At 34.9% G+C, this 14,179-nt stretch carries 14 protein-coding genes; 6 read left to right on the plus strand and 8 right to left on the minus strand.

The window, feature by feature from the left end:
• The first annotated feature begins 11 nt into the window (after window positions 1-11).
• A complete protein-coding gene (locus BMX24_RS04730; RefSeq protein ID WP_089790905.1) occupies window positions 12-1,367 on the plus strand; it encodes a deoxyguanosinetriphosphate triphosphohydrolase in 1,356 nt (451 codons plus the stop codon).
• A gap of 279 nt (window positions 1,368-1,646) precedes the next feature.
• Here BMX24_RS04730 and BMX24_RS04735 read toward each other — a convergent pair whose 3' ends face one another.
• The 6 genes from BMX24_RS04735 to BMX24_RS04760 form a co-directional block, all read right to left on the minus strand.
• The gene (locus BMX24_RS04735; protein ID WP_089790906.1) at window positions 1,647-2,720 is read right to left on the minus strand and encodes an NAD(P)H-dependent flavin oxidoreductase; all 1,074 of its coding nucleotides are present in this window, start codon (window positions 2,718-2,720) and stop codon (window positions 1,647-1,649) included.
• Window positions 2,721-2,751: 31 nt separating this feature from the next.
• Entirely contained in the window at window positions 2,752-3,132 is a 381-nt protein-coding gene (locus BMX24_RS04740) for a nuclear transport factor 2 family protein (protein WP_228404691.1), read from the minus strand.
• 74 nt (window positions 3,133-3,206) lie between these two features.
• Window positions 3,207-3,938 carry an SDR family NAD(P)-dependent oxidoreductase gene (locus BMX24_RS04745; protein ID WP_089790908.1) on the minus strand — a complete coding sequence of 244 codons (732 nt, stop codon included), beginning with the start codon at window positions 3,936-3,938 and terminating at the stop codon, window positions 3,207-3,209.
• Between the two features lie 7 nt (window positions 3,939-3,945).
• A complete protein-coding gene (locus BMX24_RS04750) occupies window positions 3,946-4,164 on the minus strand; it encodes a tautomerase family protein (protein WP_089756711.1) in 219 nt (72 codons plus the stop codon).
• Window positions 4,165-4,412: 248 nt separating this feature from the next.
• Window positions 4,413-4,946, minus strand: coding sequence for a YceI family protein (locus BMX24_RS04755; protein ID WP_089790909.1), 534 nt, complete (start codon window positions 4,944-4,946; stop codon window positions 4,413-4,415).
• Window positions 4,947-5,139: 193 nt separating this feature from the next.
• Entirely contained in the window at window positions 5,140-5,712 is a 573-nt protein-coding gene (locus tag BMX24_RS04760; protein ID WP_089790910.1) for a Crp/Fnr family transcriptional regulator, read from the minus strand.
• A 919-nt stretch (window positions 5,713-6,631) separates the two neighbouring features.
• Here BMX24_RS04760 and BMX24_RS04770 point away from each other — a divergent pair.
• The gene (locus BMX24_RS04770) at window positions 6,632-7,372 is read left to right on the plus strand and encodes a hypothetical protein (protein WP_089790912.1); all 741 of its coding nucleotides are present in this window, start codon (window positions 6,632-6,634) and stop codon (window positions 7,370-7,372) included.
• 34 nt (window positions 7,373-7,406) lie between these two features.
• A complete protein-coding gene (locus BMX24_RS04775) occupies window positions 7,407-8,294 on the plus strand; it encodes a hypothetical protein (protein WP_089790913.1) in 888 nt (295 codons plus the stop codon).
• 97 nt (window positions 8,295-8,391) lie between these two features.
• On the opposite strand, the gene BMX24_RS04780 is transcribed toward BMX24_RS04775, so the two are convergent.
• Window positions 8,392-8,745 (minus strand): helix-turn-helix domain-containing protein, encoded by a 354-nt coding sequence (locus BMX24_RS04780; protein ID WP_089790914.1) that lies wholly within the window; start codon window positions 8,743-8,745, stop codon window positions 8,392-8,394.
• A 124-nt stretch (window positions 8,746-8,869) separates the two neighbouring features.
• Here BMX24_RS04780 and BMX24_RS04785 point away from each other — a divergent pair, with 124 nt between their 5' ends.
• Both BMX24_RS04785 and BMX24_RS04790 read left to right on the plus strand, forming a co-directional pair.
• Window positions 8,870-9,064 (plus strand): hypothetical protein, encoded by a 195-nt coding sequence (locus BMX24_RS04785; RefSeq protein ID WP_089790915.1) that lies wholly within the window; start codon window positions 8,870-8,872, stop codon window positions 9,062-9,064.
• 52 nt (window positions 9,065-9,116) lie between these two features.
• The gene (locus BMX24_RS04790) at window positions 9,117-9,893 is read left to right on the plus strand and encodes a GLPGLI family protein (protein ID WP_089790916.1); all 777 of its coding nucleotides are present in this window, start codon (window positions 9,117-9,119) and stop codon (window positions 9,891-9,893) included.
• A 232-nt stretch (window positions 9,894-10,125) separates the two neighbouring features.
• Here BMX24_RS04790 and BMX24_RS04795 read toward each other — a convergent pair whose 3' ends face one another.
• A complete protein-coding gene (locus BMX24_RS04795; RefSeq protein WP_089790917.1) occupies window positions 10,126-10,641 on the minus strand; it encodes a hypothetical protein in 516 nt (171 codons plus the stop codon).
• A 546-nt stretch (window positions 10,642-11,187) separates the two neighbouring features.
• Between BMX24_RS04795 and BMX24_RS21140 the strand changes: the two genes are divergently transcribed.
• Entirely contained in the window at window positions 11,188-14,178 is a 2,991-nt protein-coding gene (locus tag BMX24_RS21140) for a sensor histidine kinase (protein ID WP_089790918.1), read from the plus strand.
• The last annotated feature ends 1 nt before the right edge of the window (window position 14,179 follow it).

Below are 14,179 nucleotides of genomic sequence, written 5' to 3' on the forward strand. Positions count from 1 at the left end.
TTTGAAAAATGATGAACTTAAACCAGATTTTCACCAATCAGCGTACAGGAAACAATCCGCAGACAAAGGCTTCAAGAACGGATTTTCAGAGGGATTTTGACAGAATTATTTTTTCATCGGCTTTCAGAAGACTGCAGAATAAAACGCAGGTTTTTCCGCTTCCCGGGAGTGTTTTTGTGCATAATCGTCTGACGCATTCGTTGGAAGTTTCGTCTGTTGGAAGAAGCCTGGGAAGTGTCATGGGAGAGTTTATTCATGATCAGTTTAATAGTGACTTGACCGAAGATGCCAAGAGTTTTTATCTTCACAATTTAGGAAATGTGATTGCTGCGGCCTGTCTTTGTCATGATGTGGGAAATCCGGCTTTCGGGCATTCGGGTGAAGATGCGATTGCAAGTTATTTTGAAAAAAATGAAAAAGATTTAAAACCAAAATTCAATGAAAAGGAATGGGCAGATCTTGTCAATTTTGAAGGAAACGCCAATGCAATCAGAGTTTTGGCTCATCAGCAGCAGGGAAAAGATGCAGGAGGAACTCAGCTGACCTTCGCAACATTAGCAAGTATTGCAAAATACCCTTGTGAAGCGATTGCTAAACAAAAAGGGATTATTCACAGAAAGAAATTCGGGTTTTTCCAGAATGAAAAAGAAATTTTCCTTGAAATTGCAAAAGGAACGAATTTAATTTCAGAAAGCGAGGAACCGCATATTTTCAAAAGACATCCTTTTGTATGGCTCGTGGAAGCGGCGGACGATATCTGCTACAATATCATTGACATGGAAGATGCGCACAGATTGGGCATCGTTTCAACCTCCGACTGCGAAAATCTTTTCTTCGAACTGGTAAAATCTGAAACGGATGATATTAAAAGGGTAAAAGATAAACTGGCATCCATCGGCAACGACAACGAAAGAATTTCATATTTAAGGGCAAAAGTCATTAATGCTTTAATTAATAAATCCATTGAAACGTACAAACTGAACTTTGAAAAGATCCTTGAAGGAAATCTTGACAAAGCTTTGCTTGATATTTATAAATCTGAAAATGATTCTTTAAAGGAAATCGAAAAATTTTCTATCGCTAAAATCTACAATCATAAAGCCGTGGTAGAAATCGAAAATGCCGGCTACAATGTAATGTACGAGTTGCTGAATCATTTTATTCCGTCAATTTTAAAATCAAAAGACGAAAGAAAATCCTACGATAAAATGGCACTAAAACTTCTTCCGCAACAGTTTGTATACGAAGACGGTACCGATTATGAGAAAGTTTTGGGTGTGATCGATTTTGTATCGGGAATGACGGACAATTACGCAACCGATCTTTACAGAAAAATCAAGGGAATTGATATTGGAATGACGGTTTGATTTGTAGGCTGAGAGATGGAAGATGGGAGTTGGAGGTTTGACAAATCCATTAATTGTTTTAAACTAATATAAAACTTGAAATATCCACAAAGTTTGTTGTCCTGTTAAGGATCTAGCCACGAATTTTTCCGTAAAGTTTTTGATTCTATGTTTAGATCCTTGACAGGATGACAAACTCAGTGGTTATACATCTGGATTAGTAAAAATAAAACTTACTTAACTACAATATAAAATTACCAATCCAATTGTAAAACCTCCAACTCCCAGCTTCCATCCCAATCACCCCATCAGTTCATTCGCTTCTTCAATCAACGATTTCATCAAAACTGATGCGTTTTTATGTTTTAAAATCGGTGCAATCTGGCCTGACCAGAAGAAAACCAATTCATGTTTCTTTTGTTCTAATGCGGCTTTTCTTATCGATGCAATAAAGGTTGTCTGCAAAGGAAACGGTAGGGTTTGATCTGTTGCAGTCAATAATTTTCTTGTGATTTCTGTTGTAATTCCGCGTCCTAATCTTCCGGTGTACGCTCGGGAAAGGGTAGTGGATCTTGCAGCGTCTGAGAATAAAAATTCTTTGTGAATCGGCAATGCTCCGGACTCTTCGGTAGCCAAAAATGCGGTTCCGATTTGCGCGGCTTCTGCTCCCAAAGTCATTGCTGCGGTAATTCCGCGACCGTTGGCAATTCCTCCTGCGGCTACGAGCGGAGTTTTAACCTTATCTTTCACCAATTGAATTAAAGCAAAAGTTCCGGTAGTTGAAAGTTCCGCTTTATCCAAGAATGAAGGTCGGTGACCGCCACTTTCAAAACCTGATACTACAATCGCATCTACACCGAGGTTTTCCAGTGCGATGGCCTCGTTTAAAGTTGTGGCATTTCCAACAACGATCGTTCCCTGGCTTTTCAGTCTTTCAATAATATCCTGATCCAAAAGTCCGAACATGAAGCTGAAAACTTTAGGTTTAATATCAAAAACAACCTGAAGCTGGTTCTGAAATCTCGACTCGAAAGAGGGTGGAAGTGCAGGAACTTCAATGCCTAAGCTGTCATAATAAGGTTTGAAAATTTCAACCGTTTTTTTGTATTGATTTTCCGTGTGTTCCTGATCAATAATATCGTGATCATTCACCCAAAGATTAAGATTATAGGGTTTGTCAGTCTTTAATTTTATCTGTTTATCAATTTCATAAATTTCCTCCGGAGATAAAGTATAGGCTCCGAATCCGCCCAATCCACCGAGGTTACTGACTGTAGAAGTCAGCTCAACGGTTGATAATCCGCCACCAAAAGGTCCCTGAAAAATTGGGTATTCTATACCTAGTAAATCTGTTATTCTGTTTTTATTCCACATAATTTTGATGATTTTGGTTTAAAAATTTAGATTAAAGTTCTACATCAGTTAATGTTTTATTGACGATGAGCCATTTACCATCAATTTTATGGAAAGTTATAAAATTATAGTAATTGAAATCATACATTTTTACATTTAATTTCGCTGTGGCAATCGTGTTTATCACATCAATCGAGATTATTGTTGGTTTAAAATCTTTCCCTGATTTTTCGGGGCTTACACGGCTTCCGACACCTTCAATATATTGTGCGGCAGTTTTATAGTAAGGAACTCCTTTTATATCCCCAAAAAGTAGGGCATCTTTATGAAAAACCTGTTTCAAAAGTTCGGTATTTCCTTCGTAAATGCCCTTGAAATAATACTGTTCGATGGCATTTCTTATTTCTGTTTCTTGTACTGTGTCTGTTTTCATGACTTTGATTTTTTGAGCAAAGCTGCCTACCGGAAAGATAAGCAGCGATGTCAATAATAATAGAACTTTCATTTTTACAAATTATGACCAGCGCCCATTCCTCCATCTGCATTAATGATGGCGCCTGAGATAAATGTATTTTTTGCAATAGCATGAACCATTTGAGCAATTTCCTGTGGTTCTCCGATGCGGTTGATCAAGTGAATTCCCGCATTGTTATCTATACTTTCATCGTGCATCGGCGTTCTGATGAGTCCCGGTGCTACGACGTTTACTCTGATGTTGTCTTTTCCGAATTCGGCTGCCAGTTGCAATGTCAGAGCGTGGATGGCTCCTTTGCTCGAAATCGGTGCTGTAGACGGTGATTGTGCGATCGCGTGGTAAACCAATGGTGTCCCGATATTGATGATCACTCCGTCTTTTTGCTTTTGCATTTGAGGAATTACGGATTGTGTGGTGAAGAATGTTCCTTTTAAATTGGTCGTTAAAAATTTATCTAAATATTCTTCCGTCACTTCTAAAAATGGCTTGTTCTCGTAGATTCCCGCATTGTTGACCAATACATCAATTGAACCGAATTTTTCAATCGCCGTTTTTGCTAATTTTTCTCCAACGGCTTTATCGGCAACGCTTCCCGCAACCATCGCAAGGTTTTCGCCTGCTCCCAATTCGTTGTAGACCTGTTGTAATTTTGATTCCGTTTGTGAATTAATGACCACATTATCACCTCTGTCCAGGAAATAACGGGCAATTTCCAAACCAATTCCTGATGAGGCTCCTGTAACGATTACTGTTTGTTTTTTCATATCCGGTTTACTTTTTTTCAGTTGAAAATCCTTGTTCTTTCAGTACGGAAACCTGTTCTCCGGCATATCCCCAGTTGTCGTCTTCAATTTCATTGATCACGATGTGTGTCAAATGTGGATCTTTATTCAAAACTGTTGTTACAGCTTTACTTATTTCTCGGATTAATTGTTGTTTTTTTTCGCGGTTAAGATCTTCGCGTAAAACATCTACTTTTATGAATGGCATGATGTAAAATTTTTAAGGTTATTTTTATTTAGGCTTTTATTTTTAACCGTAAAAGAGACAAAAGATATATGGTAATTAATCTCTATTTAATTATTAGAAAACAAGTTTTACAAAAGAAAAAAATTAAAGATTTTTTAAAACTTATGTGTTCTTGTCATAGTTTATTGATGAACTTAAAATAATGTAGATTTTATCTTTTGTCTCTTTTGTGGTTAAAATAAAAGTGTAAACAAATTGTTGTTAATTAATTATTGTGCTTCCGCAACAAGATGAATATTTAAGTCAAAATTATTGTAGATCAACGTATCTCCAAGATTGGTAAAGAAATTTGATGATCTGAATTTGATATTAAATTTTGTTCTGTCGATAACAATTTTAGTGTCTAAAACTGCAGCGTTGTCTGTCTTCACGATCTGTAAAGTGGTCGTAATGGAATGTGTAATTCCTTTAATGGTAAGATCTCCGGTTACGTAGTATGAGTTGTTGTCACCCGGTTCTGCGTGTGTGATTTCAAAAATTGCATCAGGAAACTGATCAGAATTGAAAAAATCATCCGAAGCTAAATGTCCCGCAAACTGAGCATTGGTCTCAGCATCATCAATATCAAGAATTTTGATTGATCTTGTGTCTATTACAAATTTTCCTGATGAAAGGGTGTTGTCTTCAAAAGCAAAAGTTCCTTCTTTTACTTCGATAGTTCCGTTGTGGGCTCCGGTTACTTTTCTTCCGATCCATTCAACTAAACTTTTTTCACTGTTTACTTTAAAATTTTTTGTATCCATTTTTGATTTGTTTTAAATGATGATACAAAGTTGGGTCGATTATAGGAAAAAGTTACGTGATGTACGTCACGAAATATGGGGAAGTTGAGAGGGAAGAGTTGAAGGTTGTGTGATGGAGGTTAGAAGTTGGAAGTCAAAAATTACCACTCCAATAGTAATTTCCATCATCCAGCCTCCATCTTCTCGCCATTTCTTACTGATGCAGCCTGCTCAAAGTCTCTCTTGTGACTCCCAAATACGCGGCAATCAGATGTTTGGGAACTAAATTGTACAGCTGAGGATACAATGATAAAAGCTCTTCATACCTGAACTTCGCATCATTATTCATAAAGGAAAGAAGTCGTTTTTGGGTGGCAACATACCCTTTATTCGTTCGCCACCTGAAAAAATGCTCGACTTCATGAATTTCTCTGCAGATTTTCTCCCTGTCTTCGTTGGAAATAGATAGAATAGTTGCGTTGGTGATACAGTCAACATTGATGGTCGCTCTGTTTTTACTGTAAAGTGCGTCAAAATCTGTTACCCACCAGTTCGGCATCGCAAACTGAAGGATAAACATTTTCATACTGTCATTAAGGTAAAATGCTTTCAGGCAACCGTCGGTAACGAAATACTCATGATCTACGAAATCTCCTTCTGTGATCAGGCTTTGCCCTTTTTTTAAATTGATCAGATTAAAGTGCCCGAAAACGTAATCAAACTGCTCTTCCGGAAGAGAAACGAATTTTGAGATATGCTCTTTTAATATGTTTTTAGCATCAACCATAATGAGGAATTAATATTCAAAATTAAGTCTTTTAATTAGAATAATTTTCACAAGTGTTTTCTTTTTTTAGTATGAATATGTAGTGTTTTTAGTACGGTCATGTAGTATTCTTATTACAGAACTGATTCGTGGATTACCATGTAAATCCAATATTTTTGAAGTCTAAAAACATACGATGAAAAAATATTATACCTTAACCCTGAAGTTATAGATACTTATACGCCCTGAATCAGGATATCAGAAATTTTAATACTATTTTATACTGTTACTTTTCTCCTTTTACGATTGTTCCCCCGATTTATTCTTTGCAAAAGTATGATAAATAGGGAGAAAAGATTTTTTATCATTTGTATTTTTGCGGCCTCCCATTTGGGAGGTTTTTTGTTTACAATTAATTCCTCTTTCCTATATTTTGTAGTCATTTTACTACACGCGTGTACTATTTTTAGTACAAATTTCATTGTTGATGCGCCGGCTAAAATCTGTAGTTTTGAGAACATAATAATAACCATGTTAAATACCGTTCAGTTTACTTTCTAAGTAATCCCTGGTTCTATACCAAATTTATTTTGGCTAAAAACGAAAATTCCTACCCATATATTTATCATACTTTCCTCCTGTTATCATTGTTCCCAAACAAGCATTATTTACAAAAGTGATGAGAAAAAACCAGGAGGAAAGATTTTTTTAATTTAAAATAATTCATTTTGTAGTGATTTTAGTACGGCGTGTAGTATTATTAGTACAAGATTGATAAATACTACAAATTTCAAATCCGGTAATTTTGGCCATTAAAGGCTATACTTGAATAAACACTTTCATAAACCATCCATGATGAAAATAAACGCTCAAGTTGGTATATGAATATTGAATATGAAAAGTATCCTAATAACTGAGATTAATACTAGAATTATTTAACATGAAAAAAACAACGACAATTTTACTTATTGCAGGAATTGGAATGACAAAAATTTCTGCTCAGATCGGTGTTAATACATCCAACCCGCAAACAGCATTTCATGTAGATGGAGCGAAGGATAATCCCGCAACAGGAGCACCTACCGCAGCCCAGCAAACGAATGATGTGGCTGTAACGCAACAAGGAAGACTGGGAGTAGGAACAATAGCTCCAACCAACAGTCTTGAAGTTGACAGCCGGGTAGCTAGTACTTCCGGAGTGAAAATGACACGGCTTCCTAATGCTTCTGTTTTAGCTACTGACGCAAACGGAAACGTAATCTCAGGGGTTACTGAAGACGCGGGGGTTTCTGTAACGAAATTACGTTTAGCTGTAGCGACACCTTCTTTGGTATTAAATAGTGCTTCAAATAACTATTCTTTCAGATACAATTCTACGAGTACAGGAGGAACATGGCAGATAAGAATAAATAATGGTGCAACAAGACAGTTCAATATTTGGGATACGGAATATAACGGGCAAGCCGGAACCGGTGTTTCAGATACCGTATGGCAGTTAAGAACTGTAAAAAACCTTACTCCGGGTACTTGGACGGCATTAGATGATAATATTGCCGGAGGAGCTAATGAATATAATGTCTATCATGTATACGATCTAAGTGTAGGTACAATTTTGAGACTGACAGTCACTCTTTCCAGCGTTTCAGGAATCAGAGAATCAATGATCCTGGAAGAGTTTTAAGATTATTTACTAGATACTTTAAATAATTATTGAAATGAAAAAAAAAATAATCATTTTACTTATTACCTCATTAGGAGCTATAAAAACAACAGCCCAAGTCGGTGTCAATACAGAAAATCCGCAAGCCTCATTCCATATTGATGGAGCAAAAGACAATGTCACTACAGGTGTTCCCACTGCAGCACAACAGGCGAATGACGTCGCAGTGACTTCGGCCGGAAATGTAGGTATCGGAACTAGCGCACCCGATGCATCAGCAGCATTAGAAATAAGATCTGCTAACCAAGGGCTTCTTCCTCCAAGAGTGACCTTAATTTCTGAAACAGATAACCTTACCATTACTAATCCCGCAACAGGTCTGTCGGTATATAGTTTTCAAAATGGAACGCTGGAAGCCGGTCTTTATACCAATATTGGCACGCCTGCTGCACCACAATGGAAAAGAGCCGGAGAAACTGTTAATAATAATATAGGAAGTAAAATTTACAAAACCGTATATAGAGGAAGAAACGTAAGCCCTTACACAAAACCGAACCTTCAGGTACCAGAAATGAATCTGATGTTTCGTTTTGCAGTTGTGGCCGGCGACATGAGACTTCAAGTTCGTATGATTAATCCTCCTACTCAAGCTGGAGTTTGGGTAAGATTATTAGGACACTGGCAAGGAGAGGATCTTAACTTTCACGGAAGTTATGCTAATCAGATTCAGTTTACAGCTGCTAATTATTCTACATGGACGCCATTTGGTGGGATCTGGAATGGTGAATGGGGATATTATTATTTAATATATACAGACGAACAGAGATCGGGAACTGATAATCCTTACGACCGCGCCATGAATCTTTACGGAATAGATAGCTTCGGTTATTATAATGCACAGACTCAAAAAGAGATCTACTCCCTAGCTGCAGAAGTATTTTAACAACGATTCTGAAAACACATATATGAAAAGACCTCTCAATTTGGAGAGGTCTTCACTATTTTTATCTGAAGATGCTTACAACAAGACAAACTAAGGTTTACTTCTTATGAAGCATGGCCTTAAGGCTTTCAATTTCTGCTTCCAGCTTTTCTATATATTTTTTCTGAGATTCCCACATTGAAACTGGGATATTATAATTGTTACTAACAATATTTCCATTCCCTGTGGCATTGTCGTTAAAAATAAAAATTAAACTTTCTTCGTTTTCATATATTTCGTCTAAAGGAACTTGCAACGTATCAGCAATTTTCTGCCATTCCTGTAAAGAAATTTTTGCGGTTCCTTTTTCTCTCCTGTTATAGTTAGAAACATCCATACAAAGAATATCTGCCATTTTTTCCTGGCTTATATTTTTTCTTTTACGAGTTTCAATAAGTTTTGTTTTCTGCATTTCACAAAGTTTAATGTAAAGATAATTTTTTTGCGAAAAATCGCAATGAAATCGCAAAAGAAAATTATTTTGAGTTTAAAATTATTTTTTAGTTTTGAACCGTTAATCATTAAAAAAACAACTTATGAAAAAAACATTATTACTAGGCGCTTTGTTTATTGCAGGTGTAGTAAGCGCGTTTCCCTTTAGGACATCTTGTGGAACTATTGTAATGGTAAATGGAGCAAGTGGTTCTTTGTCGCATATTGAAAATATTTGTGAATCAATTAACCTTGCAGTTTGTGGGACATATGCTGATGTAGTTTTATATACCCATTAATTAGTTTAACATAAATCCATAATTAATTTTATGGATTTTTTTTCTTAATTCTATGAAAAAAAATTTAATATTTTTTATTCTATTATCCTTGAAGCTAATTTCACAAACTAGCTTTAATGTCATTTATGAAGCTGATTATAAATTACAGTATAAAATGTTGAATATTAATAATGCAAAACTTGAAGAAGCTGCTTTTGCATTATTAATAAATGAAAAAGAATCTTACTTCAAGAATATGAATAAATATGTCGGAGATTCTTTGCGATACGAAAAGAAGTTGGATGATAATAGTAGTAATGGCAAATACTTTACTCCTTTTCGTGAAAATATTGGCACGACAGATGGAAAAATCTATGTTACTGTTCCTATTTCGTATAAAAATTTTAAATATGAAGAAACCAATGATATCACTTGGAATTTAATAAATGAATATAAAACAATCGGAAAGTACAAAACTCAAAAAGCAACAACAAAAAAATACGGTAGAACTTGGATAGCTTGGTTTGCTAAAGATATTCCTTTTCCTTTTGGGCCTTATAAATTCAATAAACTACCAGGTCTTATTCTTGAAGTATATGATGAAAAGAATGATTATCATTATACATTATATAAGTTTGGAAAGAGAAAATATTTATGCAAGTCTGCAAATATGAATACGGGTGCTACACTTGTTGAGAAATCTAGAATATTTGATTATCAGCGTAAAGAAATTGGTGACCAAAACCAATTCAATGACGTTATCGAAGACAAAGAAACATTGAATATGTTGAGAAAAAAATCTGCTGAAAGGGCAAAACAATTTAATCCTATTGAGTTAAGTATATATTAATTCATTTTATGATTATTTAAAAAAGCACCTGCAAAAGTGCTTTTTGCACTTTAAAAGCAGTGTTCCCTTTTCCATACCGTCAGCAACAACTTGTACAAGTATCGGCACACCATTATACAAGTGCTAGCAGGTATTAAATAAGGGCAAAGAGAGAGCCCTATAAGTATCAATACCCCCTTATCCAAGGGGGTATTGATACTTATTAAACTGCCATTGGGTCTTATAGGAAAGCCTATTGACGGATGACAGAGCCGTCAGTGGGTGGTGTTGTAGTATCCGTAGAGGGAGACGAAGTGGTGGGAGGTACAAAAAACTGTTTCATATCCTCATAGATAACATTGGTTCCCGGTACATTTTCCCCTGCAAGAAATTTCATATTTCTGTAAAATGTTATTGAATTATGATAATTGTCATGATCTAATAAGACTTTTGTATCTGATAATTGTTCGGTGATGGAGCTTAACCTTTGTAGGCGGCTTTCGATCTGCTGTCTTGCAGAATAATCTCTGTCAAATTCTGCTTTGTCTAAAAATACCGGAACAAATTGAGGATATTGCTCCATATAATTTTTAGACATATTTACGAAGAGCTTGTTCTGCTCTGCGATTCTTCCGTACTGTTGTCGTTGTTCCGGTGTAAGGTTGATGGTTTTTCCCAGAAGTATATTTTCTATACTGCTTAAGGCCTGGTCTATTGTAGTAAGATCACTTTCAGAAAATGTTAAACTGATTAAATTGTCTAATGCCATTTCGTAATTTTAATTGGTTTAGTATTTTCAAATTTAATTATTACACCAATTCAAAATATCTGCGGTAAATGATTTTTTAATGAGCGTTAATCACTTTGATCGATTTATTTAAATTTATTTTTATAGTAATTTGTTTGTGATAATTATTTTCTTATTTCTTATTGATTTAAAAAAAATATTTCTAAAATAATTCACAAAATAAAATACATCCCAAAAGGTAGATAAATATCGAATCCCATATCGATAAATATCGACACTACAAATAGTAGTGTTTATACATATGATTTACTATTTTTGTAAATATATTAACTGTTTTGCTTTTTTAAGGGAAGTTTATTTTGTTTATGATAAATTAATGTGAATTTTTTTCTTTTATACTTTAATTTTTATCGATTTAATACATTTGGGCTTCCTGAAATTATTTAATATTAAGTTTTAATAAAAAAATTGTAATAAAAATTTGACATATTGTAGAATTTTTTCTACAAAAATGTAATTTTTCTACATTATATTTGCAGGCAACCAAAAACTAAAACCGTAGTATTGATGAAGTTTTATTACTTTATTTTGATATTTTCCTCATTGATTGTTCATGGTCAGCGGTACGCTTCTCAGTGGTATGGTATGGATCAGGGTCTGCCTCAAAACAGCATTAAAGATATTGCAAAAGATAAGGATGGTTTTATCTGGTTATCAACAGACGGAGGTATTCTGAGATATGACGGAACCAGTTTTCTGCTTCATAATGACTTTAAGATCAGTAGTTTAAGTTTTAAGGATTTTCTGCGATACGGTAATGATGGGTTTATTTGCTTTAATAATGGTGAAAAAGAAGGTGTACTCATTTCAGGCAGAACGGTAAAAGTACTACCGGAAGACAAGCTTGTACGTACTTATGCATTAAAAGGAGCATATCAATCTAAAAGATTTTGTAAAAACAGCCTTATAGAGTATTTTTTTCCGGATGTAGATTGTTATTATATTAAAACAGATTCCGGAACATATTTTTTTGATAATAAAAATATTGAATATCAGGCACGAAACGGAAAGAAAAAGCTGATACAGCAAAACTTTCATCATCCTTACTTAAAACAGTCTTTCGAACAAAATGGTGTAATCTATATCGCTGATCCTCAAAATAGGAGAACAATGATTCTGCGAAACGGGACCGTGTCGTATGATAATCAACCTTCTCTTTACAACGATCCCAAAACAAAAATATACTGGCATCAGGACAATAAACAGGTTTTTGTGATCAATAATGATAATATTTATGTAAGCAAAATCGTCAATGGTAAGCCTACTCTTAGTTTTTTGATGCAGTATAAAGATGTGGAAAAGCTATTTTTATATTGTATGTTCTACGACGAAGAGGCGAATAAAATGTACTTCGGAAATGTCGTAAACGGGCTCAATATCGTGAATCTTTCCAATTTCTATGTTTCACAGAAAAATATTCCTTACACCGGGGAGGTTTGCTACGAAGCGTTGCCTTTTACCAAAAATTCGGTTATTACAAAGGATGGAATAGAATATTATAAAGATAAAGTCAATAAGTGGTATTCCGCCAGAGTGAAGTATGACAAGCGATTTCTTATTTATGATGATTCTCAAAATCTCCTTTATTTAGAATTCAATAAGCTACATAGAAGATACAGGTCAACGCAGTATCAGAAGAGGGATTCTATCAGTTTTCCCGGAAAATCTGTTGAAGGACTTTATAAAATAGGAAAAAAATATGTGATTAGTATTCCGGACTACAATTGGAACTATCACCTGACTATATTTACCGATGACACCTTTAAAAATCCTAAAAATGTTTTCAAGTTTAAATCGAACATCAATTTTGTTACGGAGTATAATAGTGACATGATGTACGTAGGAACCAGCAACGGAATTTACCTTTTATCACTTTCAAAAAATAAAGTTGTAAAATATTTGGCCAAAGATCTTCCTATTAAAGAAATTCAGCGGACAAAAGACGGAAATTTCTGGTTTACCACGTATAATAAAGGACTTTATCTTCTTAAAGACGATGAGGTGATCAGGATGCCGGAAGATAAAAACGGATATATAGCCAGCGCACATCATATTCTGGAAGACAACCACGGGATGTTTTGGATCTCTTCAAATAACGGATTATTTAAAGTTTCTAAAAAATCGCTGTTGGATTATGCCCAAGACAAAAATTCTAAAGTTACTTACTACCGCTACACCAAAGAAAATGGTTTCCTGAATAATGAATTCAACGGAAGCTCCAATCCCAGTGGAAATATTTTAGAAAACGGAGAATTCGTATTTCCTTCGATGGAAGGTTTTGTTTTCTTTAAACCGGGTGAGATTAAAAGCCACTATCCTAAAAGTGATCAGCTGTACATTGAAAGGGCTAAAATAGGGAAAGATATTGTCGGTTTTAAAGATACCCTTCGCTTAAAAAGTGATTATAAAAATGTGGATATTTTTCTTGATATTCCTTACTATTACGATATTGAAAATATTTACCTTGAAGCTAAATTAGAAAATAGCGGAAATAATAAATGGGAAGAGGTACGAAAGGATAAAAAATACACATTGGGTAGTGTTGATCCGGGAAATTATACACTTTTGATCAGGTTTTTGGTTGCAGATGGCAAGTTTGTATACAAAAAAATTTTTTTAGAGATAAAGCCATTCTTCTATCAGACCATGTTGTTTAAAATCTTAGTGATGCTGCTGATTGTAACCGCAATTGTGCTCATCATCCAGATGCGGACGAATTTCCTCAGAATTAAAAATAAAAAGCTGCAAAGCAATCTGCACAACAGGAATCTGGAACTGAAGGAAACCAGCGATACCCTGGAAATGACCAAGAATAAACTGAAAAACGAAGCCGAATATCAGCAAAAAATAATGGAAAGCATCAGTCATGATATCACGACTCCCGTGAGGTTCATTGCATTGCTTTCACAAAAGCTCAGCGAGGCGGAAGACGCTAAAATCCAGAAAAAATACTTTGACGGTATTTACAAAACTTCGGAGCAGTTATTTAAATTTACCTTAGGATTAAAAGAATACACCGAATTATATAAAGAAGAGAACGTTTTTGATGATGAAGCGCATTCTCTGTATGAACTTGCAGAAGACAAAAAACTTCTTTTTGAGGAAGTGGCATCGGATAACAATACCACGATTACGAACCTTTGTGATCCGGAACTGAAGATCAGAACCAATCACAATATTCTTTCGGCAATCCTGCACAATTTGATAGATAATGCTGTAAAAAATACCACAGACGGGAAAATAGAAATTACCTCCGATGTGAAAGGTAACGAGTTGGAAATCAATATTTCAGATACAGGAAAAGGAATGTCCCAAAGCCAGATAGAATACTATTCTCATGTCTTTGAAAGTATGGAAACGGAAAATTTTGTGTTTAAAAATTACGGATTAGGCCTGCATATGGTGATCCAGTTGAGTAAAAAAATTAACGCAAAAATAAGTTTTCATGAAAATAGCCCTAAAGGAACCATTGTGAAAATATTTCTTAAATTACACTAAT

Origin of the sequence: Chryseobacterium wanjuense, from assembly GCF_900111495.1 — a bacterium.
Classification (GTDB): domain Bacteria; phylum Bacteroidota; class Bacteroidia; order Flavobacteriales; family Weeksellaceae; genus Chryseobacterium; species Chryseobacterium wanjuense.